Annotated in this window: 25 protein-coding genes and 2 pseudogenes; 12 read left to right on the plus strand and 15 right to left on the minus strand. The window is 68.8% G+C overall.

Annotation, left to right across the window (positions count from 1 at the left end; genetic code table 11):
* Positions 1-6: 6 nt before the first annotated feature.
* The gene (locus tag CCN56_RS10125; protein ID WP_086825679.1) at positions 7-228 is read right to left on the minus strand and encodes a hypothetical protein; all 222 of its coding nucleotides are present in this window, start codon (positions 226-228) and stop codon (positions 7-9) included.
* A 230-nt stretch (positions 229-458) separates the two neighbouring features.
* Here CCN56_RS10125 and CCN56_RS10130 point away from each other — a divergent pair, with 230 nt between their 5' ends.
* Genes CCN56_RS10130 through CCN56_RS42550 form a run of 3 tightly spaced genes read left to right on the plus strand, consistent with a single transcriptional unit; the run spans position 459 to position 3,059 of the window.
* Positions 459-1,121, plus strand: a complete 663-nt coding sequence (locus CCN56_RS10130; protein WP_179199779.1) for an RNA polymerase sigma factor — start codon at positions 459-461, stop codon at positions 1,119-1,121.
* Complete coding sequence (locus CCN56_RS10135) at positions 1,105-1,491, plus strand: hypothetical protein (protein ID WP_086825683.1); 387 nt, start codon at positions 1,105-1,107, stop codon at positions 1,489-1,491. Before CCN56_RS10130 ends, CCN56_RS10135 begins: the two co-directional genes overlap by 17 nt.
* Positions 1,488-3,059 carry a hypothetical protein gene (locus tag CCN56_RS42550; protein WP_086825685.1) on the plus strand — a complete coding sequence of 524 codons (1,572 nt, stop codon included), beginning with the start codon at positions 1,488-1,490 and terminating at the stop codon, positions 3,057-3,059. The genes CCN56_RS10135 and CCN56_RS42550 overlap by 4 nt, the downstream gene beginning before the upstream one ends.
* Positions 3,060-3,183: 124 nt before the next feature.
* On the opposite strand, the pseudogene CCN56_RS10145 reads toward CCN56_RS42550, so the two are convergent.
* From CCN56_RS10145 to CCN56_RS10165, 5 genes and pseudogenes are all read right to left on the minus strand, one after another.
* Positions 3,184-3,544: pseudogene (locus CCN56_RS10145) on the minus strand (single-stranded DNA-binding protein); the annotation flags it as partial.
* A gap of 58 nt (positions 3,545-3,602) precedes the next feature.
* Positions 3,603-4,643 (minus strand): peptidoglycan-binding protein, encoded by a 1,041-nt coding sequence (locus tag CCN56_RS10150; RefSeq protein ID WP_086825689.1) that lies wholly within the window; start codon positions 4,641-4,643, stop codon positions 3,603-3,605.
* 92 nt (positions 4,644-4,735) lie between these two features.
* Positions 4,736-5,377 (minus strand): hypothetical protein, encoded by a 642-nt coding sequence (locus CCN56_RS10155; RefSeq protein ID WP_086825691.1) that lies wholly within the window; start codon positions 5,375-5,377, stop codon positions 4,736-4,738.
* 2 nt (positions 5,378-5,379) lie between these two features.
* Positions 5,380-6,090 (minus strand): ParB N-terminal domain-containing protein, encoded by a 711-nt coding sequence (locus CCN56_RS10160; protein ID WP_256961889.1) that lies wholly within the window; start codon positions 6,088-6,090, stop codon positions 5,380-5,382.
* Positions 6,091-6,309: 219 nt separating this feature from the next.
* Entirely contained in the window at positions 6,310-7,104 is a 795-nt protein-coding gene (locus tag CCN56_RS10165; RefSeq protein WP_086825692.1) for a tyrosine-type recombinase/integrase, read from the minus strand.
* Between the two features lie 259 nt (positions 7,105-7,363).
* Here CCN56_RS10165 and CCN56_RS10170 point away from each other — a divergent pair, with 259 nt between their 5' ends.
* From CCN56_RS10170 to CCN56_RS10195, 6 genes are all read left to right on the plus strand, one after another.
* A complete protein-coding gene (locus CCN56_RS10170) occupies positions 7,364-7,930 on the plus strand; it encodes a hypothetical protein (RefSeq protein ID WP_086825694.1) in 567 nt (188 codons plus the stop codon).
* A gap of 68 nt (positions 7,931-7,998) precedes the next feature.
* Positions 7,999-8,286 (plus strand): hypothetical protein, encoded by a 288-nt coding sequence (locus tag CCN56_RS10175; protein WP_086825696.1) that lies wholly within the window; start codon positions 7,999-8,001, stop codon positions 8,284-8,286.
* Positions 8,283-9,311: a hypothetical protein gene (locus tag CCN56_RS10180; RefSeq protein WP_086825698.1), complete on the plus strand. Its 1,029-nt coding sequence runs from the start codon at positions 8,283-8,285 to the stop codon at positions 9,309-9,311. The genes CCN56_RS10175 and CCN56_RS10180 overlap by 4 nt, the downstream gene beginning before the upstream one ends.
* Positions 9,312-9,326: 15 nt before the next feature.
* Positions 9,327-10,127, plus strand: a complete 801-nt coding sequence (locus tag CCN56_RS10185; RefSeq protein ID WP_086825700.1) for a hypothetical protein — start codon at positions 9,327-9,329, stop codon at positions 10,125-10,127.
* 131 nt (positions 10,128-10,258) lie between these two features.
* Positions 10,259-11,212 carry a hypothetical protein gene (locus CCN56_RS10190; protein ID WP_143664489.1) on the plus strand — a complete coding sequence of 318 codons (954 nt, stop codon included), beginning with the start codon at positions 10,259-10,261 and terminating at the stop codon, positions 11,210-11,212.
* A gap of 254 nt (positions 11,213-11,466) precedes the next feature.
* Positions 11,467-13,068, plus strand: a complete 1,602-nt coding sequence (locus CCN56_RS10195) for a hypothetical protein (protein WP_143664490.1) — start codon at positions 11,467-11,469, stop codon at positions 13,066-13,068.
* 525 nt (positions 13,069-13,593) lie between these two features.
* On the opposite strand, the gene CCN56_RS10200 is transcribed toward CCN56_RS10195, so the two are convergent.
* Positions 13,594-14,424, minus strand: coding sequence for a hypothetical protein (locus CCN56_RS10200; protein WP_086825706.1), 831 nt, complete (start codon positions 14,422-14,424; stop codon positions 13,594-13,596).
* 850 nt (positions 14,425-15,274) lie between these two features.
* Between CCN56_RS10200 and CCN56_RS43045 the strand changes: the two genes are divergently transcribed.
* Both CCN56_RS43045 and CCN56_RS10210 read left to right on the plus strand, forming a co-directional pair.
* Positions 15,275-15,670, plus strand: a complete 396-nt coding sequence (locus CCN56_RS43045) for a copper chaperone PCu(A)C (protein ID WP_179199780.1) — start codon at positions 15,275-15,277, stop codon at positions 15,668-15,670.
* A gap of 32 nt (positions 15,671-15,702) precedes the next feature.
* Positions 15,703-16,080 carry a hypothetical protein gene (locus CCN56_RS10210; RefSeq protein WP_086825710.1) on the plus strand — a complete coding sequence of 126 codons (378 nt, stop codon included), beginning with the start codon at positions 15,703-15,705 and terminating at the stop codon, positions 16,078-16,080.
* A gap of 216 nt (positions 16,081-16,296) precedes the next feature.
* Here CCN56_RS10210 and CCN56_RS10215 read toward each other — a convergent pair whose 3' ends face one another.
* From CCN56_RS10215 to CCN56_RS43050, 4 genes are all read right to left on the minus strand, one after another.
* The gene (locus CCN56_RS10215) at positions 16,297-16,614 is read right to left on the minus strand and encodes a hypothetical protein (protein WP_086825712.1); all 318 of its coding nucleotides are present in this window, start codon (positions 16,612-16,614) and stop codon (positions 16,297-16,299) included.
* A gap of 70 nt (positions 16,615-16,684) precedes the next feature.
* Entirely contained in the window at positions 16,685-17,101 is a 417-nt protein-coding gene (locus CCN56_RS10220) for a hypothetical protein (protein WP_143664491.1), read from the minus strand.
* A gap of 121 nt (positions 17,102-17,222) precedes the next feature.
* Positions 17,223-17,576: a hypothetical protein gene (locus CCN56_RS10225; protein WP_086825716.1), complete on the minus strand. Its 354-nt coding sequence runs from the start codon at positions 17,574-17,576 to the stop codon at positions 17,223-17,225.
* Positions 17,577-17,584: 8 nt separating this feature from the next.
* Positions 17,585-20,695, minus strand: coding sequence for a hypothetical protein (locus CCN56_RS43050; RefSeq protein ID WP_179199781.1), 3,111 nt, complete (start codon positions 20,693-20,695; stop codon positions 17,585-17,587).
* 281 nt (positions 20,696-20,976) lie between these two features.
* Between CCN56_RS43050 and CCN56_RS10235 the strand changes: the two genes are divergently transcribed.
* Positions 20,977-21,321, plus strand: a complete 345-nt coding sequence (locus CCN56_RS10235) for a hypothetical protein (RefSeq protein ID WP_086825720.1) — start codon at positions 20,977-20,979, stop codon at positions 21,319-21,321.
* 80 nt (positions 21,322-21,401) lie between these two features.
* On the opposite strand, the gene CCN56_RS10240 is transcribed toward CCN56_RS10235, so the two are convergent.
* The 4 genes and pseudogenes from CCN56_RS10240 to CCN56_RS43055 all read right to left on the minus strand — a co-directional run.
* On the minus strand, positions 21,402-22,598 hold the full coding sequence (locus CCN56_RS10240; protein ID WP_086825721.1) for a hypothetical protein: 1,197 nt from the start codon (positions 22,596-22,598) through the stop codon (positions 21,402-21,404).
* Entirely contained in the window at positions 22,598-23,575 is a 978-nt protein-coding gene (locus tag CCN56_RS10245; protein WP_086825723.1) for a hypothetical protein, read from the minus strand. Before CCN56_RS10245 ends, CCN56_RS10240 begins: the two co-directional genes overlap by 1 nt.
* Before the next feature lie 86 nt (positions 23,576-23,661).
* Complete coding sequence (locus CCN56_RS10250) at positions 23,662-24,603, minus strand: hypothetical protein (RefSeq protein WP_086825725.1); 942 nt, start codon at positions 24,601-24,603, stop codon at positions 23,662-23,664.
* Positions 24,590-25,749: pseudogene (locus CCN56_RS43055) on the minus strand (hypothetical protein); the annotation flags it as partial. The gene CCN56_RS10250 and the pseudogene CCN56_RS43055, both read right to left, overlap by 14 nt.

A 25,749-nucleotide genomic window follows, 5' to 3' on the forward strand; every position in this document is an offset into this window, starting at 1 on the left:
GAAGGCCTACTGGCGGGCGGCGCGGCGGCGGGGGGCGGTGTGGATCCGCCGGACCTGCTGGGCGGTGCCCTTCCCGCGGGTGCGCAGGACGCCCCGTCGCCGGCCTGCTCGCACGATGCGGTTGGCGGCGCTCTCGTCGAGCCCAGTAGCCCGGGCTGCCGCGCGGAGCGAGATCCACTCCTCGAACGGGAGCAGCATCAGGACGTGGTCGGTGGTGATCGCGGGCATGCCTGATCGGCCTTTCGCTTCGGGTCGGTGTCGCCGGGTTGCTCTCCCGGCGTCGGTAGGACCGTATATCACGTCGGCTTCGCCGCCGATGTGGGCATCTCGTACGAAGCGGGTCGTAGGTGTGCGGATATGCTTCCCCGGCGCCGTACCGGAATGACCACCTCCGAATGTGAACCGAGCGAGGCCGGACGGCGGCTACGTTGCTGTTGCTCATGGGGGGATGCCACGTCGTGGAGACCTTGGAAGACCTGGTCACGCGTGCCGCAGAGGGCGGTGAAGGCGCCATCGATGCCTTCGCTGCCCTGCACGATGAACTCCAGGAGACTGTGTACCGCTGGGTTTTGCGCCTCGTCTGGGACGGGCACGTTGCGGAAGACCTGAGCCAGGAGGTCTGGCTGAAGGTCGCCCAGAACATCAGTAAGTACCGGGCTGGCTCGAACTTCATGGGCTGGCTGAAGACGATCACGAGGAACACGGCCCTCGACCATCTGCGGGCCGTCCAGCGACGCCCTCCTGAGTCCCTGTGCGCCAATCACCTGGAGCTTGACCGGCCCCGGGCAGGGCAGACCACCGAGGAGCTGGCAGAGAACCGGGAGCTGGCCCGTGCGGTCGAGGCGCAGTTGTGCAAGCTGCGTCCCGACCAGCGGCAGGTCCTCATCCTGCGGTTCTTCGACGGCGAGAGCCCGGCGCGCACCGCGGAGATCATGGGGAAGACGGACGGAGCAGTCCGTACCCTGACTCTGCGGGCGCTGCGGAAACTCGCTGAGGTGATGCCGCCGAGCGAGTCCTCGGCGGAGCTGATTGAAGAGCTGCTGACGGCGGCCGTGGGCAAGGACAGGGTCGTCGAGACCCGCGTGGAACGAGAGGCGAGGTCGCATGTTGCGACGCGGTGACCAGAGCGAGCGCCTGGAGCGGGCACTGGAAGGCGGGCCTGTCCCTCACGACGAGGAGACCCGCCGCCTGCTCGCTGCCGTAGGTGCGCTGCGGCCCGGCTACCGTCGGGATCCCGCTCGCGCCCGGGCTACGAGAGAGGCGGCGCTCCGCGAGTTCGAGCGAGCGCTGAACCCCCAGGCGGTACGAGAGGACGCTGGCACGAACGACGGTCTCGACGAGCCGGAGATCCACCAGCACGAGGTCGAGCTGTCCGACGGCGGGCGACTCCTTCTCAGCGATATCGAGCCGATCACGCCTGAGCGCGCCGAGAGGAGCCGGGAAGTGATCGAGCGGATACTCAACAACGAGCGGGACCGGCAACAGCGGTGACCTCGGACTACCCGATCAAGATCCACATTCTCGACCCGGACGAACACGACCCAGACGCGATGGCCCTCACCGATGTGGGCGTGGTCAACGTGGACGGGGAACGGCACCTGTTCTTGAAGCCGCAGAGCTTCTACTCGGCAGTCCGGCAGATCCGCAAGTCCATGCCGGACATGCCGCTTGAACAAGTCGAGCGCCTGGTGCGCGAGCATGTGAGCTTCAGGGACTTCGACGAGCTGCTGGCCCCTGCCGTCGAGCCTCCCACGCCGCTGGTCGACCTGCCCCCACTGCCGCCTGAGCCCCCGACTCCGTTCGTGCCTGCTCAGCGCAAGAGGGGCAGGAACTGGGCGATAGCCGCTGCCCTCATCCCGGCCTTCGCCGGAACGTGGGCTGTCGGGTATGCGACCGCGATGAACGGGACGCAGAGCGCTGCCAGCGCGCAGGACCAGATGCCGGCAACAGCGGCGGATGACGAGTACAAGGCGCCGGAGCCCTTCGAGGCCGGCGACTTCCTGGACTTCTCGAAGGCCGGGAAGATCGCATGCCACGCGATCGACAGCCTCGAAGCGGAGTGCACTGACTCTGACGGCATGGTCATGGCCACCACTGCTGCTACTGGCCCCGACTCCGTCGTCTTCACCTTCTCGTACGGGTCCGAACGCCTGGGCTTGAGGATCTTTGAAGACGTCGACTACGCCGCGACGTGGGTTCAGCAGGACGGCTCTCAGGCGATGTATCCCCACATGAAGCGCTGGGGTCGCTACGTCTTGTGGGGAACGGACGAGGAACGCCTCGCTGAGTACATGAGCGAACTGCGGTCGGCACCGCAGAAGCGTCCTGCCGCCCTCACCGAGATGGGCGGGCATGGGGTACCTCTGCCACCGCGTCTTGCCGCGCTCACGCTCGGCACTCTGGGACTTGCATCGGAGGATTTGAGCGAGATCGTGTTCAGGCCCGAGCAGGCCGGGGTGACCATGCCGACCTTGCTCGCCGTCCGAGCTGTGCTGGGGTTGGACGTTGGCGTCCCCTCGCCTGAGCCGTCTGGGATCGACGACATCGTGGCCCTCGCCGCAGGGCTTGAAGCGTCGTCGCCCAGCGACGAGACCGAGACCAATATCGTCAGCGTGTCAGTCGTCGAGCCAGAGACAGAGCTGACGCCCGAGCCGGACCCGGAACCCACGCCTGAGCCGGAGCCGACCACGACGCAGGACCCGGAGCCGACGCCCGAGGCGGACTCGACCCCGACGTCCGAGCCGGCCCCGGAGTCGACGCCCGCGTCCGAGCCGACCCCGACGCCGGAGTCGACGGTCACCCCGGCCCCCGAACCGGCCGCGACCCTGACTCCGGACCTAGAGCCCATTTCGGAGCCGACTCCTTCGGAGCCCGTGTCCGACGTGACGCCGTCACCGGACCTGGACCCGGCGCCGTACCCGGCCCCAACCTCGGAGCCGAACTCCAGCGGCGGGGAGGGGAAGAGGGGCGGTGACGAGGCCGACCCGCTCGAACTCGACGAGTTCGAGGGAGGGGGTCTTCTGGGGCTTCCTCGGGCCTGGGTTGCACAAGCTGGGTAGAGAAGGGCCCCTCAGGACGATGTCCTGAGGGGCCCTTCTGCGGTGGGTCAGAACGGAGGTGTTCCGGCCCACTGATCGTCCGCCATGGCGCGGCCGATTGCCGGAGCCGTTGTGCGCGTCGCCGTGGTCTTCGAGACGGCCGCGGTGGCGTTGCGCAGGCTGGGGCCGACCTCCTCGACATCGAGCTCGAAGACCGTGCGCCGAACGCCTTCCCGGTCTTCGTAGGACCGCTGGCGGAGGCGGCCCTGGACGATGACGCGCGTGCCCTTGGTCAGCGATTCTGCGACGCTTTCGGCGGCCTGCCTCCAGACCGAGCAGGTCAGGAAGAGGGGTTCGCCGTCCTTCCACTCGTTGCTCTGGCGGTCGAAGGTGCGCGGGGTCGATGCGACGCGGAACTTGGCGACGGCTGCGCCGGAGGGGGTGAAGCGCAGCTCGGGGTCGTCGACGAGGTTGCCGAGGACGGTGATGACGGTCTCGCCTGCCACGGAAGGCCTTTCGGATGGAGAGGGGTGGCCCGATGGGCGGGCCGCGAGAGATGTGGGGTCAGGAGAAGAGTGCGCGCCAGGTCTTCGGGCCCGGGAGGCCGTCGGCGTCGCCGCGCAGGTCCGGGCGCGAGAGCTGGAAGTCGCGAAGGTTCTTGCGGTCGGCCTCGGACCACTTCGAGCCGGGCCCGGAGGTGTAGTGCCTGCCGAAGCCGCGGGCGACGAGCTGCTTGCCGAGCATGGTGATGTGCGCGTTGTTCTTTCCGGGCCCGAAGTAGGAGGTGCCGGGGAAGGGCGGCATGGGCTTGGCAGCGGACGGGAGGGAGCCGAGGAGCTTCTTGAGGGAATCCGGCCCCGGGATGCCGTCTGCTGCCTTGCCCTTGAGGCCGATGGACAGCTGGTAGTCGCGGTAGTTGAGGGTATCGACGTCGGTCCAGGTCGGGCCGGGGCCGGCGGTGTACCGCTTGCCGAAGCCGCGCTTGACGAGAGCTTCGCCGGTCCGGGTGATGTGGGCTCCACGGGCGCCGTAGCCGTAGACGAGTCCGTTGATGGTGGTCTGGTAGCGGGCGATCGAGCCGCTGCTCGTGTCGGTGTCCCCACCGGGCGAAGGGGCGGGCTTGTAGTCCCCGGCCGGCATCCCGGCGCGGACCCAGGAGTAGAGCGCCGGTCCGGGGCATGCCGTGGCGAAGCCGTCCTTGTGGCCCTTCTTCGCCAGGGTCCGGCCTGTCTTACGGCACGCCTCCTCGTACAGGGCGCGGGCGGCGGCCAGGGCCTTCGCGCTGGGCTCCTGGCTGCCGCCGATGGCGATCTGGACGCCGATCCCGGTCACGTTGTGGTCGGGGCAGTGAGCGCCCTGGAGGCTCCATCCGCGGCCCTCGTAGATCGTGCCCGCCTGGTCGACGACGAAGTGATAGCCCACGCCGGACCAGCCGTTGGCGCGGTGCTCGGCCTCGATGGCGCGCATGATCGCGAAGCCGGTACGCGAGATCGGGGTGCCGCCGTCGTAGTGGATGAAGAACTCGGTGCGGGAGCTGAGCGGGACGGTGTTGGGCGTCCCGGCCCAGGGCTTGGCGCCCCACTCGGCGCGGGTGACGATCTTCATGGTGGTGCCCTCCAGAGGCTGGGGTCAGGGAGGGAGCACCGTGAGGGCAGAGCGGGCCTAGTGTCGCGTCCTGCCGCTGGAGGAGCAGTGGATCATCCGTCGATCACCTCGGCGTCGACGACGGTGCCGTCTTCCAGCGCGGGCCGGTCGGGGTACTCGACGGCGAAGAGCGTCTTGTTCAGCCGTTCGGCGAGGGCGCCGAGGTCCACGTGTTCCTCCGGCGAGGGCTCGGAGTCGGCGAGGCCGGTGATCTCGACGGCCAGGGCTGCGTCCTTGCCGTAGTGGTGACGGTGTTGGCGCTCCAGGTACCACGCGTCCGCGCGCCAGTCGGGGGCGGTGCGGTCCTCGGTGACCTCTTCGACGATCTGTCCGGTCTCGACGTCCCGGTACTTACGGGTGGTGGTCTTGGTGACGATCCCGCCGTCGGCGACCCTTCTGATGTTGGCCATGGCGCGAGCGGCGGCCATCGCGCGGGCGGTGCGCACCCGCTCGAACAGCTCGACGTAGGGGTCCTCGTCGCGGTTGGGCTTCTGGCCCTCGTCGCGGGCGGCGGCTTCGGCGCGGCCTCGGGCCATCCATCTCCAGTACGTGGCGGCGCTGATGCCGGCGGCCTCGGCTGCGAGTTCGACCGCGATGCCGGACCGGGAGGCGGCCAGGATTCGGCTTTCGACTTCGGCGGACAGGAGGGTGGGCCTGCCGGCCCCAGGACGGCGCGGCTTGCGGCGGTTCGACATACTCAGGCGCCCTTGCGGCCGGGGGTGAAGTGGTGACCGCAGGCCGGGCAGGTGGTAACCCGGGGCCGTCCCTCGTCGTCAGGGCTGAGTTCGGTTCCCGTGCCATAGCCGTCGTCGGGCAGGTGGAGCGTGGGGGTCTGGGCATCGCTGTCGTGGATGGCGCCGGGCAGGGTCTCGGGGTCGACCTGGCGCAGCAGGGTCTCCAGCTCCTCGTCGGGGATGGCGAGGGAGTCGTAGAGGTCCGGCTCGGCGGTGACGATGTCCTCGAAGAATGCGGCGAGCGCGCGGGGCTCCCAGCCGCCGTCCTGGGTGATGCGGTTGAGCTTGATGATCACGGCCTTGGCCTCGGTGTCGCTGCGAGAGGCCCAGCCGCGCTGGACAGGCACCAGCCAGCCGCCGTCGTCGTCGACGAGGATGCCGTCGGGTGTCGGCATGCCCCGGTGCTGCATCTCGTGCAGGGACTCCCGGCGGCCGTGGCCGCCGATGGCCAGGCCGGTGCGCTCGTCGACGATCGGCTGGTCGAGGAAGCCGTGAGTCTGGATCGATTCGATGATCCGCTCGATCTCGTGCTTCTTGGGGTTGCCGGGACTCGGGGCCAGGTCGGTGAGGGGGATGTAGGTGGTGTAGCGGGGGGCGGGCACGGCCATCGGGGTCCTTCCGGCAGCGGGGGTGATGCCGGCGGCGGGCGCGGTCTGCGAGCCCGCGGACTTCAACCGCGGCGTCCTGCCTCGCAAGCAGGGCATGCCGTCATGGCCGGGCCGTGTCCGCCGCCGGACCGGCACCGCCCTTGTTCCGGATCGGACAGTGCCGGGGCCTGCCCGCCTGCGGCGACGTCACTGCGAGCGGGTGAGCCGGGCGGAAGGTAGAAGACCGCGGACGCTTACGTCGTGGGGTGGGATCGGGAGGCGAAGCGGGGCGCGGCTGGCGACGGCTCAGTCGTCGGCGGTCTCACCTCGGTTGGCGACGGCCACCCAGAGGTCGCCGTCCCACGTCACGGAGTCAACGGTGCCTTGGAAGACGAAGGACACCTTCGTGGAGCCCGAAGGGTCCGTGATGAGCACGGGCGGCTTGTCCACGACGCCGGTCATGCCGTCCAGGTGGACGGTGTCGCCCTGCTTCAGGTCCTTCGCCAGGACGTACGTCCGGTCGGAATCGATGGAGTGCGCCAGGGGCTTGAACGCGTGGATGGAGGTTCCGGCCGTGGCTTGGGCGAATCGACTGGCCAGGTAACGGCTCAGGGGCCTGCCCTCTTCGTTGACCAGGAGCGGCCCCTCGGAACGACCGCCGATCGCCTGCTGGACTAGGTCAAGGACATCAGGGCTGAGGGGCACGGCCTTGGGTCTGGGCTTGCCCTTCACGGGCGTCTCGACGACTGCCACGCCCTCGTCGGCGAGGACATCGCGGGCGTCAAGGCTCAGAGCGTCACCGAGGCGCATGCCGGACTGCATCAGCGCCCAGAGGGCTCGGTGCGCGGCGGGAAGCGACTCGTCGGTGGTGAGCCGCTGCACGTCCTCGCGGCTCAATGGGGCGGCGGTCAGGTCCGCGCGCTGGCCGCGTCCCGGTCGGTCGGCGCGAGCAGCTTCCGCGTCCGCCAGTCGGTACTGCATCGCGCCCGTAGCCAGGTCACGGTCGACGGGGGTAAGAGGTGCGAGGAGGCGGCGAGCGTACGACTCGCTGACGTTCCAGCGTTCGGCACAGTCCTGTGCGGTGATCAGTTCATCGGCCATAGCAGAAACGTATGCACACCCTGTTTGTACGTCAATGGCGTCATGGATGGGCCGCGCCGAGACGCCAGTCGCTGGAGCGCGGTAGTCATCCCATGACGTGTGCTGTACTATTTTTCTGGCTGGGAGAGCGACCCGGCTATCTGGGCCTAGGTGTAACGGATTTCCGCCCCCGCACGTACGTAGTGGCGACGCCTCAGCACCCCGCCCGGGAACCGACCCGAAGAAGCCCTGGGCGTACCTGGGGTGAGAAAGGACTGCCATGTCGAACGACGCTGGCCAGACGACGGAGACCTCCCTGTCCCTCGGGGATGCCGCCCTGCTTTCAGCCTTCGCCAAGCTCTTCAAGAGCCGCGTCGTGCCTCAGATCGATGCGAAGGCGGACGCCGTCAAGGCCCCGCTCCTCGCCGCCTACGAAGACCCCGACAGCGGCATCAAGTCCATCGACGTGCGGATCGGCGGAGTTCCGGTCGCCACGCACACCGTCTCCGTCTCCAGGGGCAAGTACGAGGTGGGGGACGAGGAGAAGTTCACCGCCTACGCCGATGACTGCGGCGAAGCCGAGGCGATCATCCAGGTCCGTCCCGCCTTCCGGGACGCCATGCTCAAGCGCGCGGCCTACGACAAGGCGACCGGCAACGTGGTCGACAAGATCACAGGAGAGGTCATTCCGGGTGTCCGCTACATCCCCGGTGGTCAGCCCACCGGGTCGATCAGCACCACGTGGAAGGACGGCGGCCAGGAGGCGCTGGAGGCGGCGTACGCCAGCGGCCAGCTCAGCGGCCTGCTGAACGGGGTGCCCATGCTCCCCGCCTCCGAGCAGCAGTAGCCGACCGCCAGCGCCAGCAGCCCGGCCGTGCTTCCGGCGGCCGGGCCCCGCTCCAGAGGACCATCTCCTTGTCCAGCCACGCCCACATCACCCCTGCCCTCGGCGAGGGCATATCTGACCGCGCGTTCCGCCTCTACTGCTTCCTCGTGCTCAAAGGCGGTGGACGGTGGGTCACCGTCCAGGATGCCGCCGACGCCTGCGCCTTGACCAACCACCAGGCGCGCAAGCCCCTGTCGGACCTGCGGAAGGCCAGGATGGCCGAGTCCCGCCGTGTCTACGAGATGGGTTCCCACGGCCGCAAGACCTGGCACACCCACTTCCGCACCATGGACCAGGCGAATGGGGTGGCAGCGTGATCGACCGCAGCGCCCTCCGGCGCAGCCCCCGCCGCAAGTACCACGTCGAGGTCGAGTCCGAGACCGTCCGCGACACCAACCTCAGCTACCGCTCCCTCGGCATCCTGACGTACTGCCTGGACCAGCACGAGAGCTGGCAGGTGCGCAGCGAACAGCTCTCCCGAGGTGAAGGGCGCGAAGGCCGCGACGCCATCCGCAAGTCGCTCCATCAGCTCGCCAAGTACGGCTACTACCGCCTGGAACGGCGCCGCTTCCGCGACGGCAAGACCGTCATGGGCGCGGCGATCAGCGAGTACCCCATGGACCAGTGGGCCCGCGACTACGAGATCTTCGGCGAGGACCTGACGATCCCCGTCGTCGAGCAGCAGGACGGCTCGTGGCAGGTGCGCTACCCCGACGACACCTACGGGCCGGACGGGATCACGGCCGGCACGGCGCCGGGCACCGACGACGTCCCGGCTGGCGGAGAGCAGACGTCTGCTCCTGAGCCGGAGGCCGACACCGAAGAGACCCCGGCCACGGAGGTGAAGCGGCCTCTTCCCCCGGCTGCCCGCGCAGCCGCCGAGCAGAAGAAGCGCAGGCCCGCCGCGCCGCGCGCCACCAAGAAGAAGCCGGACGAGGACTCCGCGGACGGCGAGTCCTCCGAGCCGAAGACGAAGACCCCGGCTCAGGAAGTCGCCTCCTGGTACTACGACCACGCCACCAAGCACCTCGGCCCGTACGCAGGACCCAAGAAGTCCGGCTGGTACTTCGGCCTGGTCCAGCTCAGCAAGCAGGCCCTCGAAGCCGGATACGAGCAGCAGCAGGTGGCCAAGGCGTTCCAGCGCACGGGAGTGCACTGGCCGAACGCTCCTCACTTCCAGCGGGCGCTGAGCGACGAGCGCAACAACGCCCCGATGCCAGCCCGGTATGGCGGGCGGCCCGCGCTCTACAACGACGCTGCCACCTGGGGCCCCATCGGCAGCGACGACCCGCCGACCGCCCCCGTCTTCGACGAACCCGTCTTCAGCGTCGTCCCCGCCTAACGAGAGAAGCCCGCAGTGAGCACCATGACCATCGAGCGGTTCCACGTCGGACAGGAGCCGATGCCTCTGGGGAACATCGTCAGCGACCGCATGCTCGCCGCCCTCAAGCGCGGCGGCGCCGACCTCTCCCAGCTCGGAGTGAACACCCCGGAGCATGACGATGGCGCTGGGCTGTGGGAGGACGTCGCCGTCCCGCAGGCACACGCACGAGCCCTGGCCTGGCGCAACAGTGTCCTGGCCGCCGACCACGACGACTACCTGAAGTGGCGCCTCGCAGACCTCGACGAGAACCAGGGGCCCATGCTGCTGAAGAGCTGGCTCGACAGCCTGATCACAGCCAAGAAGACCCGCGCCCGGCCCAGCACCATGAACCTCGTCGTCGCGGGCAACGTCGGCTCGGGGAAGACCACCGGCATCCTCGCACTCGGCAACGAGGCCAGCGAGCAGGGCCTGTTCGTGCGGATGGTGCAGCACTCCACCTACCTGGCATGGCGCCGCCCCGACGGCGGACCGAACGACCTGAGTAAGTACGCGGTCCGCAGGCGGTTCGTCGAAGAGCCCGACCTGCTCATCCTCGACGAGCTGTGTGGCGAGATGGACGGAGTCCAGACCGACTTCGTACGCCGGGAGACCACCAACCTGGTCGGCTCCCGGATCGCCGCCGGCAAGCCCACGGCGTACTCCACCAACCTGCGCCGCGACGCGATCAAGGCCATCCTCGGTGAGCGGCTGGTCTCCCGGATCGAGGACCGTGCCTACCTGATGAAGGTCGTCGGCAAGGACCGGCGTCAGCCCCGGCAGGCCCTCGACTGGTGAACGACCCGGGCGCCTCTAGTACGTGACAGAGGCATACCTGGAGCGCAGTAGGGGGTGACGCTATAGGGTTTGGGCAACCGAGAGCCGACGAGCATAGGCATCTCGGGCCGACCCGAAGCGAAGGAACACCCATGTCCAAGCTGCCTGCTGCGCGTGCCGTCACCCAAGGAGAACGTGAACTTCGCGACTGGCACAAGCGGTTGCGCCTCGGCGCCGCAGGCGCCGGATTCGGCATGATGATCGCCAGCCTCTACCAGCTCCACTGGGCCGGAACGCTCGTAGGCTTTCCCACGATCGCAGCCGGCGCGATGGCCGTCTCCCTCGAAACCCTCCTCGCCTTCAACGCAGGCGCGGTCACGACCATCCGGCGCCGTGACGCCGACGGCAACGAGACCGGCTACTACTGGTCGCTCTGGCTGATCTTCGGATTCCTGCTCACCATCTCGATCGCGGCCAACGTCGGCCACGCCATGGCCGCACTCGCCACATGGTTCGGCAGTGGCCAGGCACCCCAGGTGCTCAACGAGAACCGTGCCTGGGTCTACGGGATTGGATCCGCGGTGGCCGCGATGGTCCCCCTCGGCGGCAGCTTCGGTCTGCACATCTCCGGGTTCGTCCGCGCTCACGGAGCCGGGTCGGACTGGGTGGACCCTGACGGCACCTGCGTCGTCCAGGAAGAGGCGGCCACCGCCCCGCCCGCCCCCGCGGTCGGCGAGGACGCCGCCGAGACCGCCGAGCCAGTCGTACCCGAGACCGAGGAGGAGGGCGACACCTCCAAGGAGGACGACGAGAGCGGCCCCAACGAGGAAGACGAGCAGGACGACGACAGCGACGCCACGCTCACTGAAGAGCAGCTGTATGCGATCTGGAAGGACGCCCGGGACAAGAACGAGGAGTCCCGCTTCGGACGGTTCGGAGACCTCAACCCGTCGCAGCTCGGACGCCGTCTGGGTCACACCCCGCAGAACGGGCGGAAGAACGTCGGGCCCCGCTTCGAAGCCCGCTACAGGGCGGAGAAGTTGAAGGAGCAGGGCGGGGGCGTCAACATAGACGAGCTGGCCAAGGTCACGGAGCCGTCCCCCTGACCTTCGCCGAGAACGACGTACGACGCGGCGGGCGCACCCTCTTCGGGGCGCCCGCCGCCGTCATGAGCGGCCACGGTGGGCCGACGGGCGGGCGGCGGTGCCTCGCGGAGCTGCACCTGGCCCTCCGCCCGCCTTGAAGAAGGGCGATCACCCCAGGTAAAATTAGTACAGCAGACGTCACGCCGCGATCTTAGGGGCATGCCCGTCGCAACATCCGGGAGAGCAGCCCGGATACCGACCCGAAAGGCACCACCATGGCTGGAATCACCACGCCGCAGCGCACCCGCAGGAGCCGCCGACCGACCGGCATGCCTAACCCGCCGCTCGTCCTGCTGACCGGGCTGGAGAAGACCGGGAAGAGCTTCGAGGCCGCACGCGGCACCGGCTCAGACCTCGTCGGCCGCTCCTTCTGGATCGAGATCGGCGGCACGGAAGGCACGGCCGACTACTACGGCCGCGTCCCCGGAGCCGACTACGAGATCGTTGAGCACGACGGCTCCTACCAGGACATCCTCGACGCCATCCGATGGGTCAACCACCAGCCCCGGACCGATGGCAAGCCCAACCTCCTGGTCATCGACACCATGACCGCCCTGTGGGACATGCTCAGCGACGAGGTCGCGAGGTACGCCCGCAACAGGGCCATTCGCAAGGCCGAACGCAACCGCTCCCGCATCCCCACCCTCGACGACCCCGTCGTCATCGACTCCGACCTGTGGAACCGAGCCAAGGACCGCTGGGGCGAGGTGCTGTGGCAGATCCGCCGCCACCAGGGCCCCTGCCTCCTGCTCGCCCGCACCGAGATCGTCACCGCCTTCGAGAACGACAAGCCCACCCGGAACACCACCCGCAAGATCAAGGCGGAGCGCAACCTCCCCGCCACCGTCGACGCGATCGTGGACCTGCACGCCATCGGCGACGCGTGGCTCACCGGAGTCCGCAGCCTCCACATGGACATCCGGCCCGGCGAGACCCAGCGGTTCGCGGACTTCACGGTGGACGCCCTGCTGCGCCGCCTCGGGCTCCAGGACGCGGCCGACTCCCGGTCCGTCTCCGAGCTGCGCCCCGACGCCACCTTGGGCGAACCCCTGCTCGGACCGCCTGCCCCGCAGCAGGCCCCTACGCTGACCAGCGCGCAGGCAGCCGAGATGATCCGGCGGGCGCTCATGCACCCGGACAACCCGGAGGCGGAGCTGCGCGCGCTCCGCGAGCGGCACGGCCGCCTCGTCCTTGGGGCGGTCTCGACGCAGACGGCGTGGGGAACCATGAGCGCCGACGACCTCATAGACCGGTCCCTTGAGCACCTGAAGACGAAGGCCGAGCAGGCTCAGGCCGAAGCACGCCAGCAGGTCACGGGCACCACCCCCGAGCCCGATGACACCGAGCAGACCCCGGGCGGGCCCGAGCAGGGCTCGTCCACCACGGCCGGCGAACCCGAGCCGGACGACTCGGTACCGCCGCCCCCGGACCCGCAGCAGCCGGAGCCGGGGCCCGAACCCGTCGATGAGGTCAGCGAGGCTGAGGAACCGCAGGACCTGCCCCACCGTGTCCCTAGCCCCGTGCAGGCCAGCAAGGTCGACCGCGTCATGACCGTCCTGCTCACCGAGGCGGAGATCCAGGCGCGCACCCTCGGGATCACCCGCGAGGACCACCTCGCCTCCCTCGCGACCGAGGGCACCGTGACGATGACGAGGTTGCGCAACTACGTTGCCCGGAACCGGCACCAAGTCGCCGACCTTCTGGAGACCGACGGGCACCACGACATTGCCGACGCGTACCGCCGTGCAGGCACCCCAGAGCTGAAGATCGCGCAACTCTTCGCGCCCCTGCACGCCGACCTGGCCGCCACCGACTGAACTGACGCGCGACACTTCGGCGCGCCCGCGAGCGCCTGCCGAACCCGAGGCGCGCACCTCGTGATCCCCAGATCGCGCAGGCGCGCGCCTCAGCCGTTCCCTGCCCGCGCACCCCGGGGCACGGTTGCTCACCGTGGCGCGCCGGAGCGCCTGCCTCGCTGCGCACCGCAGCGCACCCCACCCGTCCGAAGCGCAACTAGGACAAGGCAGCCGGTCCCGACGAGTCGGCCAGCACGCACCCGAGCGATTCCGATCGTTCGAGCGCGGGCGAGTGCGCTCAACCTTGCCGGTGACGGAGGCGCGCCGATGCGCCCCTTCACCTGATCTCAACAACTGCACGCCACGACGGAGCCGCCCACCCTCGGAGCAACCAGTTGCGCGCAACCCCCTGACCTGCGGGAACGCGCGCGTTGCGCTCCGCTCCACACGAGGGCGCCCCAGACGGTTGCGCCTCCCGAAGCGGGCGCGCACGCGGAAGGGGCGCGCCTCGTTGCGGGCGCGCCCCTCCGGTATACGCGTGGTGGATCAGGCAGTCGGTTGCGCGTGGCGGCGCTCGAAGCGGCGCTGCTCGCGCGCCTCCTTGCGCGCCTGATGCGAGTCGGCGCGGACGGCGTGGAGCAACCGAGAGAACTCCTCCGGGTGGTTCTCGGCGAGCAACCGCATCGCCTGAAGCCGGTGGTTCGGAGCCGAGGGCAACCGGCCCCAGCGCGCCTCCGCGTAGTCCAGCGAGTACCGCAGGAAACGCAACTCGGCTTCGAGCCGGGAGCACAGTTGCGACACCCGCGCTTCCTGGGCCTTGCGCGACTCGCCTTCCACCTTTGGCAGGAAGGCGCGCGGGTTGCCCATCATGCGCTCGGCGAGAGCGAAGGTGCGTGGGGCGACCTCCGGGTTGCGGAAGGCGAGACCTTGTACGAGGTCGCGGCCGGCGCGCGGGCCGCGACCGGCGCTCTCCAGCACGAACTGGGTCCACTCCTCGGCGAACGCCTCGTCGTCGAGCTGGGCCAGGAACTCGGCCTCGTCGAGTGCCAGGTCCTCGACGGCGGACTCCACGGGCCGACGCGCAGCCCTGAGCTGATCGCGGAAGGTGTTGATACGGGCCTGGTACTCGCGCTTCGACTCTTCCTCCCCCCGCGGCAGGAGCACCTTGAACTCGCGGGCCGCGCGATTCGCGGTGAGCAGGGTGCGGCTGACCACGGGAGGAGCGCAGAAGGCCGCGGCCTGGACCTCGCGGGGGACCCGGCGATCCGTCTTACCTCGGACGAAGGCCACCCAGGCGTCGTAGAACGCCTGGTGGGCCATCTTCGCCAGACGCTCGGCCTGTGCCGATACCTGCTCGGCAGGCGGCTGCTCGGCCATCCCTACGTTTCCTCCTGGTCGCGGCGGCCCCGAGACACGACTCGGGCATAGTGCCGGTGGCCGCCTCGCAACCAACCCCACTCCGTGTGCCGGTTCATCGCAGGAGCAGCCGCTCCCCGGCCCTGCACGCCTGCGCGGCGCGCCGTGGTCTCGGACTGTTGGCCCCATCGGCCCGACCCGGGAGTACAAAGGCATTCCCAGGAACCGACAGGCAGTCCTCAACGCAGTGAGATCGGCGGCGAGGCGGCCACCTGAAAGCGAATGGTACCCGCCGGCCCCCGCGGGGCCCGCGCCCGTCGACCTACCAGGCCCTGTTTGGGCGATCAAGGTGCCGACGGCTGAGACTCGGCGGGGCTGCAAACGGTGGCGTCAGCTTGAGGGCATGGCTGGCGCACCGGGACTCCTGGCCTACTGGAGACGGAGACGTAGCTCGCCCACCCGTCGGTGACGGGCGCCCGGTTCCTGTTCGACGATTCCGACAAGAACAGCACGGCCCTCCACGGACACTTCGACGCGTCCGCCGATACGGAGGGCCTGGCCGAGCGGTCCCCATGAATCTCCTTCGCATTTGTCTGGTCCGCGATGGACGGCTTCAACCGGCTACTGACAGGCGAGCCGTTGACAGATGATCTCCAGCGCCTGGCGCACGAGGGCGGCCTCGACGAAGCCGGCACCGCGTGACGGCTTTGAGCCAGGATTCGCGGTTGTCCGGCTGGTCATGTGCGGGTGGGTTGCTGCTGCACTGCCGGATCGGGTGAACTTCCCCCGATCACCTTGCGCAGCCCCTCGACTGCGCACTGTTGTTGGGGTGAGGGGCCGGGGACCGGCCCTGAACATAGGAGAGCGCCGCATGCCTTTGAAGATCAACACCAGTGTCACTCCGGCAGCCAAGTCCGTATGGGTCCGCTGGCTGCCGAACGCCCTGCCGGCCGCGGGTTACGTCACGTTCGACAACACCGCCGACAAGCCCTACGACATCACCAAGATCAGCAGCCCCGACTATCAGAAGATCACGATCTACCAGACGGTCGTCGACAGCGAGAGCGCGAAGATGGTCAGCCTGGACAAGGTCACCCTGCCCGCGAAGGGGCAGTTCGCCTTCGTGCCGGGCCAGTACCACATCATGTTCGAGAAGCCGACGCACCTGATCACGCCGGGCGACAAAGCCCGCGTCATCTTCTTCCTCGACGACGGCACCGTCCTCAAGGTCAGGATGCCCGTCCGGACCTCTCCCGAGCTGTACTGACCCCGTCCGCACCACCTCTGGAGATCTCCGACATGACCACCTACCACCTCGACCTCGGCGACAATCAGACCGAGGCACTCGACTCCGTCACCCAGCTCACCCTCGCCGGCACCGAACTCGACATCGACGCCTTCGCCGCCACTGACGCCAAGGCCCCGGTCCCGCTGTGGGGCGACGTGGTCCTCGCCCGCGGCGACAGCCGCCACCAGGCCACCACCACATGGGTCGAGGACGTCGAGAACACCGACACCCACCAGGACGTCATCCTCATCGCCGGTGACCCCGCCGACCCCACGTCCCGCCGCATCCGTCTGGTCGACGCCTGGGCCAGCTCCAGCTACCACCTGGACGAGGACGATGACCCCGACGCCTTCATGATCACCTTCGCCGACATCGCCGTCGAGAAGTAGCAGTCACCCAGCCGTAGGCCGTCTGAACCCATGAAGGGAGACGGCCCACGGAGTGAAAGGCGCCACGCCAGCAACAGGCCCTGCCGCGAGTACCTGCGGCGGCGGGGCGTCGGGCACACGATCCCGGAGAAGATTGACAGCCAGGCCGCCCGCCTGTGCAAAGGGGCGCAGCACTCGCTCTCTGGCTTCTCGCATGATCGGCCGGACAAGTCCTAGCTAGGAGGCGTCCGCCCTGGCGGGAGTCGTGGCGCGCTCGATCACCGGAGCGATACGGCTCGGCTTCCACAGCAGGTCGTACGTACTCTGCGACATGGTGAGGACGGCGATGATCGTGGCGAAGGTGAGCGAGCCGTGCTGGAACTGCTGCCAGCCACCCGATGCCGCGACCGTCACGATGCCCGCGACGAGCGCGAGGACGACGGCGACGATCTTCTTGGCCTGGGGCGACCAGGCGGGCCGCTGCACGATGGCGGTCAGCAGCGGCAGGAGGGCGCCGACCTGGGCGCCGGTGGTGAGGGAGTCGACGAGCGACATGGTGTGTGCCCTTTCCGAGGGGGATGGAAGGGCGTGAGAGTGCACGACGGGGCGCGGTTGCGTCTTGTTCTCAGGGGCGGGCGGACTCGCGCTGCTCGACGTCCGCCGCGATCTCCGCAGGCGGCTCCGGGGCCGTGCGGCCCAGCGCAGTTCGTACGAGACCACGCAGGTCATGGATGTACTCGATCGCGCTCGCCTTCCACCGGCGCCACTGGCGCTGCTCCTCCTGTAGGTCCTCGACACGGCGTTCAAGGTCGGAATACTTCGCCTCCAGCGAGGCCATCCGGTCCAGGGTCTGGGTGGCGACGGCCCTCTGCTGCTCCAGCAGGCTGGTGAACCCGTCCGTCACGGTCTTGACCGCGCTGGTGGTCGCGTCGCTGTCGTTCTTCCGTTTGGTCTGCCGATAGGCGAGCCAGGCGCCTCCGAGGACGCCGATCATTCCGAAGAGGGGGGCGAGCAGGGGTGCTGCCGACACGAGCCCTGCCACTGGCACTCCCTGGGCTATCGATCGAGTGTGGGTGCGCGGGAGCCGGGGCCTGGAACGGGCCCGCGGCTCCCCGCAGGACGTACGGTGCACCCTGCGTCGACTTGCGTCTCGTCCTGATGTGTCATGCCGGGGTGATCCCGGCCGTGGAGTTCCAGGCATCGCGGACGGCGGTGAGGATCTGCTCGTCGCTGACGGCGGCCTGGGCGCTGTCTGGGGCGGCGGGATCGTGGCCGGCGGCTGCCGTGGCGGAGACGACCGGGTCGGCGGCGATGGCGGGAGCGAGGCCGGGGCTGGTGAAGTCACTGGGGTTGAGGACGCTGCGGGCGAGGGAGACGCGCAGCGGGTACCCAGCCGTGGCGGGGTCCTCGGCCAGGACATCACGCGCGACACGGGTGAAAGCGGTACGCACCCGGGCGGCGAAGGTGGCGTTACGGACGAGAAGGTTGTGCTCATCGATGAGCGAGCAGACAGGCATCGGGTTCCTCACTTGGTGTAGGTGACCCGCAGCTGCGGCGGGTAGGTCTCGCCGTAGCCGCGGGCGCGGCCGTAGTACGTGGTGCTGGAGTTGTTGGGGTCGAGGGCGATCCCTCGCCAGCTGGTGCTGTCGAACACGGCGGTTATATCCACCCATTTGCCTACGTTCTTTCCCCAGGAGACGGTCATGGCCTCGGAGTCGCAGGAGAACGTCGACGGACGGCTGGCGTGCTTGTGGGCCTTGATGACAGCCTTGCCACCCGCATTGCTGTACCAATGATCGAAATAGAGGTAAATCTCCGCTTTGTTGATGGTGGTGCCGGCGAGATCCGTGGCGAGCGTGGAGGAGAAGCCGATCAGGCTCGACTGCATGCCGTTGGTGGCGCTGTAGTAGCCCTGCATGGCCTTGTTGCCGTAGTAGCTGTTGTACGAGCTGCGGTTGGCGTAAGACCCTGACCAGGTCGCCGGATAGGTCTTGGTGTACTGCTTCAGCGGTGGCGTCGCCGTGCCGCCTCCCGTGTTGTACTGGCCGGTTTCCGGCAGGTAGGGCCCGACGTCCTCGATGTAGAACACCCCGGGGAGAGTGGTGCCGCCGAGCAGCCGCACGGTCTGACCGGCCGGGCCGCCCTGGACGCGGAAGGTGGTGAGGAGGCGATGCAGCCCGACGCCGAAGGCCCAGCCGGAACGGATGGTCTCCAGCCGAACCCGGTGAAACCCGGCACCCGCAACCGGATAGACGGCGGACTGGATCTGGGGCGAGGAGATCGTCGGCGTGCTGGCGCCGCCGTCCCGCAAGGTGAGGACGACTTCACCGCCGGCCACGCTCGGGTCGGCGTAGCAGTCGAGCACGACTCGGTACATGCGCGGGCCTTCGGCCTCGAACGCCAGCTCAACGAAGCCGTAGTCCGTGGTACTGGCTGAAACGGCCATGGCCTGGTAGTCGAGGGCGACCAGTCCTCGGGCACCGAGAGTCAGGTGGTCCTCGATCGGGTCGCCGCCGATCGTGAGCTTCCCGGCCACCGCGAGATCGCCGAATCCGGCGTTCCCGGTCTCGTCGATCGTGGCCACGGCGACACCGCCGTTCGACAGGGACAGGTAGTTGGGGCGACCAGTCATGAGGGCGATGGCCTCGTCGCCGGCGTCGTCGAAGAGCTGAAGACCCTGCGGGGAAATTTCCGCGCGCGCTCCAGCCGCTCCGCTGGAGACCACGACGCGGGCGGCAGTGTTGTCGAAGGCGACAGCGCCCGCAGTTCCCGCGACGCACGCGATGCGTATGCGGACCCGTGTCGTGTTCGTGGGCGCGGGCTCTGCGGGTACTCCGGTGATGCGCTGCCACGTGCCGCGTATGGCTGCACCGTCACCCGTGGTCACGACGCTTGTGCCGATGGACGAGCCGTCGGCACCGAGCCACTCGGCGTAGATGCTGATCCTGGACCCGACCCAGTCGGCAGAGGCGAGGTAGTCGGTGCCGAGCCACATCTTCTGGCCGGGAACGGCGGGCAGGTCGGCGAGCGTGAGCGCCCGGGTTGCGGCAACCGCGTTGGTGGCGTCGACCTGGACGGCACGGGGGGTGTTGTTACCGGTGGTGATCGACCAGTTGGTAGCGGCGGCAACCCGCTGGTCGGTGATTGCTCCCTCGAATGAGCCGTCGGCAATGACGTTGCCGTCGGTGCCGAGCGCGAGCCGGTCGGCGGTGAGCGACCCGACCTTGATGTGGGTGGCGTCGATCGTCCCGGCGAGGATTTTCGTGGCGGTCACGGAGTTCGCGGCGAGCTTGTCGGCGGTTACCGCGAGCGCGGCGAGCTTGTCGGTGGTGATCGCGAGCGCGGCGATCTTCTCGGCTGTCACTGCGAGCGCGTTCAGTGCGCTCGTGGTGACAGCGCCAGCGAGGATCTTCGGCGCGGTGATCGCGCCGTCCGCGATCTGCACCCCGGGGACGAGCGGCCGGACGACCGCGTTGTCGAAGAGGATCGCCCCGACGGTGCACTGATTGCCCTCGACATACAGCTGCGCCTGCACAGCGCCGACAGCAGCGGACACCGTTCCTGTCACGCGTTCCCAGGACGCCCGCCCGGAGGGGACCTGAGTGAGGGCGCTGGTGGACAGGTGGGTGCCTGCACCGTCGTACCAGCGGGCGAAGAACCTCACGTCGCGACCGACCCAGTCGCTGGAAACGTTGTAATCGACGCCGAGGTAGAGCTGGTCGCCAGCGAGTACCGGGACGGTGGTCAGGCGCAGGTTGCGAGAAACCGCGGTGGCCGAGGCGCAGTCGAGCTTGAGGGCGTACGAGGAGCCGTTGCCGCCGGTGACCTGGGACCAGTAGGTCTGCGAGGCGACGAGCAGCCCCGTGTAGGCGCCCTCGAAAGAGGGATCGGAAAGCTGGTTGAGGCCGCCTGCGACGGTCAGCTTGTCCGTGGTCACCGATCCGGCCGCGAGCTCGGCGGTGGTCACGGAGCCCGCCTGGATCTCCCGGGCCCCGATCGCGTCCGCAGCGATCTTCCCTGCCGTGACCGCGTCGGTGGCGAGCGCAGTTGTCGTCACCGCACCCTGGGCGATCTTGTCCAGGGTGACGGCGGCCTTGGCGAGCTTGTCCTCCAGAACGGCGCCGGCCGCCAGAGCAGCGGTCCCGACTGCGCCCAGCGCGATCTTCGTCTCGGTGACCGCGTCCCGCGCCAGCTTCGTCTCGGTGACGATGCCGTCGATCAGGTCCTGCTCGACGGCCTGTCGCGGGGTTCCCTGCACGGCCGCTGATGCCGGGCCTGTGGTCGTCGCCGTATTCGTTGCCACCAGCCGCACCCACACAGCGGTGTAGCCGTCGACTGCGATGGTGACGGTGCCGCCGAGCGGCGCCGTGATCGTCGCGACGTGGGTGCCCAGTTCCGGGAGGAAGTCAGGCGACGGCCCGATGTGGACCTGGACGAGCGAGAAGTCCGTCGGGGTGGTGTAGGAGTCGTCCCACTGGCCGTCCCAGCCGACGATGAGTCCGGCGAGGACCGGCTCCACCGCCGGGGGCGTCGGGGTCGGCGGCGGAGGGGTGTTCACTGCGACCAGGGCGACGCCGCCGTCCGGCTGCACACCAACGGAGCCCTTGAGGTCGCCGTTCTCGTCGTAGATGTCCATCGAGCCGCCCTCGATGGAGGAGTACGCCGCCTGCGATGTCCGCTCCAGCGCCCGGAGCCGCTCGTCGTACGAGGCAAGGAGACGCGCCAGGTCTCCGCCGGGCCCGGGATCGAGGATCTTGACCATGCGGCGGACCCTGCACACGCGGCCCTGTTAGCGTCGCGCCGACCTTGAGCGACAGCTCTCATGGCTTCAGCGGCCTGCGCAGCGGTTTAGATTGGCACCGTCTGCCGTGGCTTTGGGCGGGCTTTTGCCACCGTGCTCAGGGGAGAGGTAACACCATGGGAATCTTCGACAAGTTGGTCGGCGCCAATGGCGGCAGCCCCGAACGCCCCTGCCCTGACTGCGGGAAGCTGTTGCAGGCCGACCCGGAGTGGGGGGAGGGGCGTTACGAGTGCCGCAACGACGATTGCTATGGGTGGGGTGTCTACTTCGATGAAGGCGGCGTGCTGGTTGACCCTCGGAGCCGTGGCAAGAGCAGCGGTAGCTGTGGGGCCTGCCAGTCGTCGCTCTCCGGCGGGGACAGCTACCTGCCTTATGAGAGCGGCGGCAATTCGTACGCGTACATCAAGTGCCCCTCCTGCGGATACGAGAACATCCGCGACGGGTTTGGTGAGGACGACTAACTGTCGAGCCCGCTGGGAAGTTGCTACTCCGGCTTTGATGCTGGGTGGGTGCCGGACTCCACGCGGCTAGGGAGCCATGGTCAGTAGTGGAAGGAGTCGGAGCGGCGCAAGGTCATGGTGACGGTGCCGTCGGCGCTGATCTCGTCGGCGATGATCCGGTGCCAGACGTCGAGATCCCCGACCCAGGGGACGTGGACCTGCACGCGGATGTCGTCGCCGAGCTGCCAGGAGCCGAACTTTGCGTTGGGGTGGTCCACGATCTGGATGGACGGTATCTGAAGAGCCTTCGTCCGCCCGGCCAGTTCCAGTTCACCCCGCCTACGCAGCGCGGCTGAGGAGGCGAGTGTCTTGTCGGTGACGGTGGCGACTCGGCGGAGCCGTCCGTCGAACCGCGTGATCTGCGCGCGGGCCATCTTGCGGCCCTCGCCGCGGCCCAGGACCACAACTTCGTTGGCGTAGTCCTCTCCCATGCCTTCCGGCCGGGCGATGGCGACTATGTTCTCGTCGCCGGCGAATCGCAGGTCGAGCCGCTTTCCGCCGAGGCGGGGCCGGCCGAGGCGCAGTCGGTGCGAGATCTGGTTGCCGTCCGAGGTGGCCCAGGCATGGTCCTCGCGCCAGTCGAAGGGAATGGTGCGGGCGAGGGTGTCGAGCGTGGAGCCGCAGTCAGGGGTGTCCCACCAGGCCAGCTCCCACGGTGAACTTCCGTCTGCGGCACCAAGTTTCTCGCCGTGGTCGTGCTGGTCGATCGTGAGTCCGATGTTCCCGTACGGGCGGCTTTGGACGTGAGCCCAGATGTTCCGGAAGGCGTCGAATGCATCAATTCGCGGCCCGCCGTAGGGCTTTGGTGGCGGAGGGACGCGTTGGATTCCCTTTTTGCCATCGACCCAACCGTCATGATTTTTATCTTTCCCGGCAAAAGGGTCTTTTGGGGTGATGAGCTGCCCGGAGATCATGTAGCTCTCGTACGGGATGCCGTGCGGGTAGCAGGACAGTCCTTCGGCCTGGATGGTGGCCTTCGAGCCTTCGTAGTTCGTCTTGGTGACGATGCCGCCCCAGCGGATGTGTCCGTCGACTTCGAGATAGAGCTTCGTCGCCCATTCCTGGAGGATCGGCTGCCCGTCCGCGCCTCGCATGCGGGCGTATTCCGGCTCGATGGTTCCGGTGAGTGAGCCTGGACCAGACAGTTCCCGCTTCGGGTTCGAGGACAGGCTGAGGGGCACGTCCCAGTCGAGGATCGCCTCCGGCAGTGCGCGCTGCGCGATGTATCGCCAGGCCATCAGGTTTCGTCCTCGGTCGGGTCCTCCGCCCAGTCGACGTCGAGTACACAGGTCGTGGCGACGTCGGCCTGCAAGACGCCAGCGTTGTCGTCGTCGAGCGAGATCATCCCGGACAGGGTCTGGACCGTCCCCCGCATGGACGAGGGGATGGAGATGGTGTCCGCCGAGATCAGGTGGATGCGCTGGGAGCCGTCTCCGGCGCCGGTATCGAGCGTGACCGACTCGCCCTGGAGCGTGCCGAGCTTCCACGCCGACGAGCCCCACACGCCGCCGCGCATCACCTGCACCCCGGCGACCGTGAGCATGATCCGGGCTTTCGTCGCCCAGGGCGGCACCTCGACCGTCCAGCGGGCGGCCGGCGGCCACGCGACCCACTGCCCCTTGCTGTTGCCTGCCCAGTTCTGGTCTCCGCTCGGCGAGGACGTGTAGAGACGTCGCCGAGCACGGGGAGCCACCATCTCGCGCAGGTCCTTGATCATCGCCTGGGTAATGGAGGATGCGTTCGCGGGGATGTCGATGCGAGCGAGGGTGATCGACGAGTCGTTGGGCCGGACCTGCCGGACGCTTGTGGTCGTCGCCGGCACGTTCGAGACGATCCGGGTGTAGATGTACGGGCCGACCTTCGGGTCTCCGGGCAGCGCCCACGTCTCCCCGGCCGAATACGGGTTCTCGACCCGGGCCACCACCAGATCGGAGCGCTTGGCTGCACCGGTCGCGGCCACCGGCACCTGGTCCGCGCTCGGGAGACGGGCCGCGTACGCCTGATACCGGCCGCCCGGCGCCCTGTTCAGGATCGCGCATGCCCCCGGGTACACGTTCACCGCAGCCGCGGGCGACGAGAGTGCCCGGACCTGAAGGTCACCTGAACCGACGATGCCCTCCCCGCCGGCGAAAGCGGCGTAGGCCAGCAGCCTCGCCACCTCGCTGGAGTGCTCGGCGCCGCCCTCGGTGAACCACGGCACGGAATCCCACGCCACCGTCTACCTCCCTAATCATGTTGCGTACGTTCAGGGGCAGACGGTGTTCGCGGCGGCCCCCTTGTGTCGCGGGCTCGCTGCGCCGCCTACATGTACGAGAAGGCGTCGCGCCACGCGACAGTCATGTGCGCGGTCCCGGTGGCGTCGGAGCCGCGCAGCACGATGTCCAGACGCCCTGGGGGCAGCCGCATCTGCGGCATGAGCGGCGAACCCCGGGTGATCGCCCCGGCGACCGAGGCGCCCCCGTTGCGCAGAGCCGTGCGCGCCCACGGGCGAGGATCGATGACGACGTACTCGCCGACCCCGAGGGCCAGGTCCAGCCCGAGCTTCCATCGGCCGATGACCTCGACCACGGGCTGGCTGATCGGCCCCCGGATCGTGATCACCGGCCAGGTCGGACGGTTGCCGCCCAACACGATCTCGCCCGGGGTACGACTCGACGCTGTCCCCGTCATCGTGAGCGGTGTCGTGAGCGGGCCGGCCAAGCCGCGGTGCGGCGCGGGGTTGAGGTCAACTCGGGCGACCTGCTCGACGTCGTCGTACGCGATCCCGTCCACGGACACGAAGCTCGCGACGACCGGGGTGTAGCCCTGCCGGGTCAGTCGGGAGGCCGCCGGGGCGAACTTCCGGGGCCTGCCGAAGAACCTGCGCGCCCGCCCGCCCTGCGTCGTCGAGAGCACGGCCGGAGTCGCGAAGCGGGAGCGTACGGCCTCGGCGTCCCATGCCTGTGCGAGCAGGGAGACACGATCGAGCACGGCGCCGTGGCGGCCCAGGCGGCTGCTGGCCCGGTCTACGGCGTCGACACCGATCTCGAACGTCAGGGTGGCGCCGGGCCGGTAGTCGAGACCGAAGCGGATGCCGTCCTGTCGCGGCATCGGCACGTCCCCGGCGTCGATGTCGCCGTAGGTGATGTCGACCTCGTCCAGCAGGTAGTACCCCGAACGGAACGAGCCGAACGTGAGCGTCGCGCCCGGCATGATCCCGTTCCCTCCGTACGACAGGATCCACTCGCCCTCAGCCGGAGGCATACGCACCTCCTCGCCTGATCCGGCGCAGCTCGAAGAGCGCGTCGTTCAGCACCTCTCCCGGAGTGGTGGTCCCGTTCGTCATGGTCAGGTTCAGGTCTCCTCCGACGAGCGCAGGTGCCGGGCCGGCAGAGGGCGTGGCCCGAGCGGCGGGAGCTGGCCGGGTGGACTGGTGGAGCCGCACCGCGCCGTCCGCGAACTGCTGGGCGTCCCGACCGGGGTAGACCACCGTGCCGCCGAAGTACCCGGCCACCGTGCCCAAGATCTCTTCCGAGCGCTTTCGCTTCGACGGCGCCAGGGGGATGTACGCCTCGCCGGGGTAGGTCTCCGGCTCCGCCCACAACCGCATCTCGCCCGCGCGGGCGATCTGGGCGACGTGCCGCTCGCTGCCGCCCGCGAACGCCTTGATGCGGTTACCGACCAGGCGGATGCCGCCGTTGGCGTACTTCACGATCCCGCCGTCCGCGTGCTCGGAGACGTACGGCTGGCCCAACGTCGAATACTTCACGGTGACGTTCACGGTCTTGCCGGTCAGGCTGTTGATCTTCCGCTGGATGGCCTCGACGTTCGAGACCGCCGACCCCGTCGGAGCGCTGATCTCGACCTTTTTGCCCCTGAGTTCCTTGACCTTGAACCCCAGGTCCTTGACCATCTGCTGCGCAGTGGCGGTCGGTGCCTCCATCACCAGCTTCTTGCCCGGCGGCAGTTCCGCGACCTTGTTCCGGATCGCGGTGAGGTCGCCGGTCGCCTTCGTGATGATGGCGCTGACCGTGACGTTCTTCCTGTTCGGCGCGTTCGCGATGTCCGTGGCCAGCGCCCCGATATCGGCACGGGCGCCCTTCGTCGGAGCGGTGATCCGTACGCTCTTCCCGCCAGGCATGTTCTGCACGGAGAACCCGAGAAGTTCGAGCTGCTTACGGGCCTCCGCAGTCGGCGCACTGACCGTGATCGACTTGCCGGCGCCCAGGCTTTCGAGCTTCGAGCGCAGCCCGAGGATCTGCGCGGTGGACTCAGGGATGCCCTTGGTGGTCATCAGCGTGGTGATGGTCTCGGGCACCAGACCCATCTGGTCCGCGAGGGCCTTCGCCTGAGCCTCGGGGATGTTCATGTCCATGGCGAGCTGGATGGCCTTGGAGCGGGCCCGCTCCA

The organism is Streptomyces sp. NRRL B-24572, assembly GCF_002156145.1.
GTDB classification, from domain to species: domain Bacteria; phylum Actinomycetota; class Actinomycetes; order Streptomycetales; family Streptomycetaceae; genus Streptomyces; species Streptomyces vietnamensis.

What these genes read in the sequence shown, in the direction of transcription:
- CCN56_RS43050 (WP_179199781.1), bottom strand. Translation starts at nt 20,695, where the DNA reads ATGGACATCTACGACGAGAACGGCGACCTCAAGGGCTCCGTTGGTGTG.
- CCN56_RS10135 (WP_086825683.1), top strand. Translation starts at nt 1,105, where the DNA reads ATGTTGCGACGCGGTGACCAGAGCGAGCGCCTGGAGCGGGCACTGGAA.
- CCN56_RS10195 (WP_143664490.1), top strand. Translation starts at nt 11,467, where the DNA reads ATGGCTGGAATCACCACGCCGCAGCGCACCCGCAGGAGCCGCCGACCG.
- CCN56_RS10210 (WP_086825710.1), top strand. Translation starts at nt 15,703, where the DNA reads ATGACCACCTACCACCTCGACCTCGGCGACAATCAGACCGAGGCACTC.
- CCN56_RS10190 (WP_143664489.1), top strand. Translation starts at nt 10,259, where the DNA reads ATGTCCAAGCTGCCTGCTGCGCGTGCCGTCACCCAAGGAGAACGTGAA.
- CCN56_RS10235 (WP_086825720.1), top strand. Translation starts at nt 20,977, where the DNA reads ATGGGAATCTTCGACAAGTTGGTCGGCGCCAATGGCGGCAGCCCCGAA.
- CCN56_RS10165 (WP_086825692.1), bottom strand. Translation starts at nt 7,104, where the DNA reads ATGGCCGATGAACTGATCACCGCACAGGACTGTGCCGAACGCTGGAAC.
- CCN56_RS10225 (WP_086825716.1), bottom strand. Translation starts at nt 17,576, where the DNA reads ATGCCTGTCTGCTCGCTCATCGATGAGCACAACCTTCTCGTCCGTAAC.
- CCN56_RS10215 (WP_086825712.1), bottom strand. Translation starts at nt 16,614, where the DNA reads ATGTCGCTCGTCGACTCCCTCACCACCGGCGCCCAGGTCGGCGCCCTC.
- CCN56_RS10200 (WP_086825706.1), bottom strand. Translation starts at nt 14,424, where the DNA reads ATGGCCGAGCAGCCGCCTGCCGAGCAGGTATCGGCACAGGCCGAGCGT.
- CCN56_RS10155 (WP_086825691.1), bottom strand. Translation starts at nt 5,377, where the DNA reads ATGTCGAACCGCCGCAAGCCGCGCCGTCCTGGGGCCGGCAGGCCCACC.
- CCN56_RS10250 (WP_086825725.1), bottom strand. Translation starts at nt 24,603, where the DNA reads ATGCCTCCGGCTGAGGGCGAGTGGATCCTGTCGTACGGAGGGAACGGG.
- CCN56_RS10170 (WP_086825694.1), top strand. Translation starts at nt 7,364, where the DNA reads ATGTCGAACGACGCTGGCCAGACGACGGAGACCTCCCTGTCCCTCGGG.
- CCN56_RS10125 (WP_086825679.1), bottom strand. Translation starts at nt 228, where the DNA reads ATGCCCGCGATCACCACCGACCACGTCCTGATGCTGCTCCCGTTCGAG.
- CCN56_RS43045 (WP_179199780.1), top strand. Translation starts at nt 15,275, where the DNA reads ATGCCTTTGAAGATCAACACCAGTGTCACTCCGGCAGCCAAGTCCGTA.
- CCN56_RS10240 (WP_086825721.1), bottom strand. Translation starts at nt 22,598, where the DNA reads ATGGCCTGGCGATACATCGCGCAGCGCGCACTGCCGGAGGCGATCCTC.
- CCN56_RS10150 (WP_086825689.1), bottom strand. Translation starts at nt 4,643, where the DNA reads ATGAAGATCGTCACCCGCGCCGAGTGGGGCGCCAAGCCCTGGGCCGGG.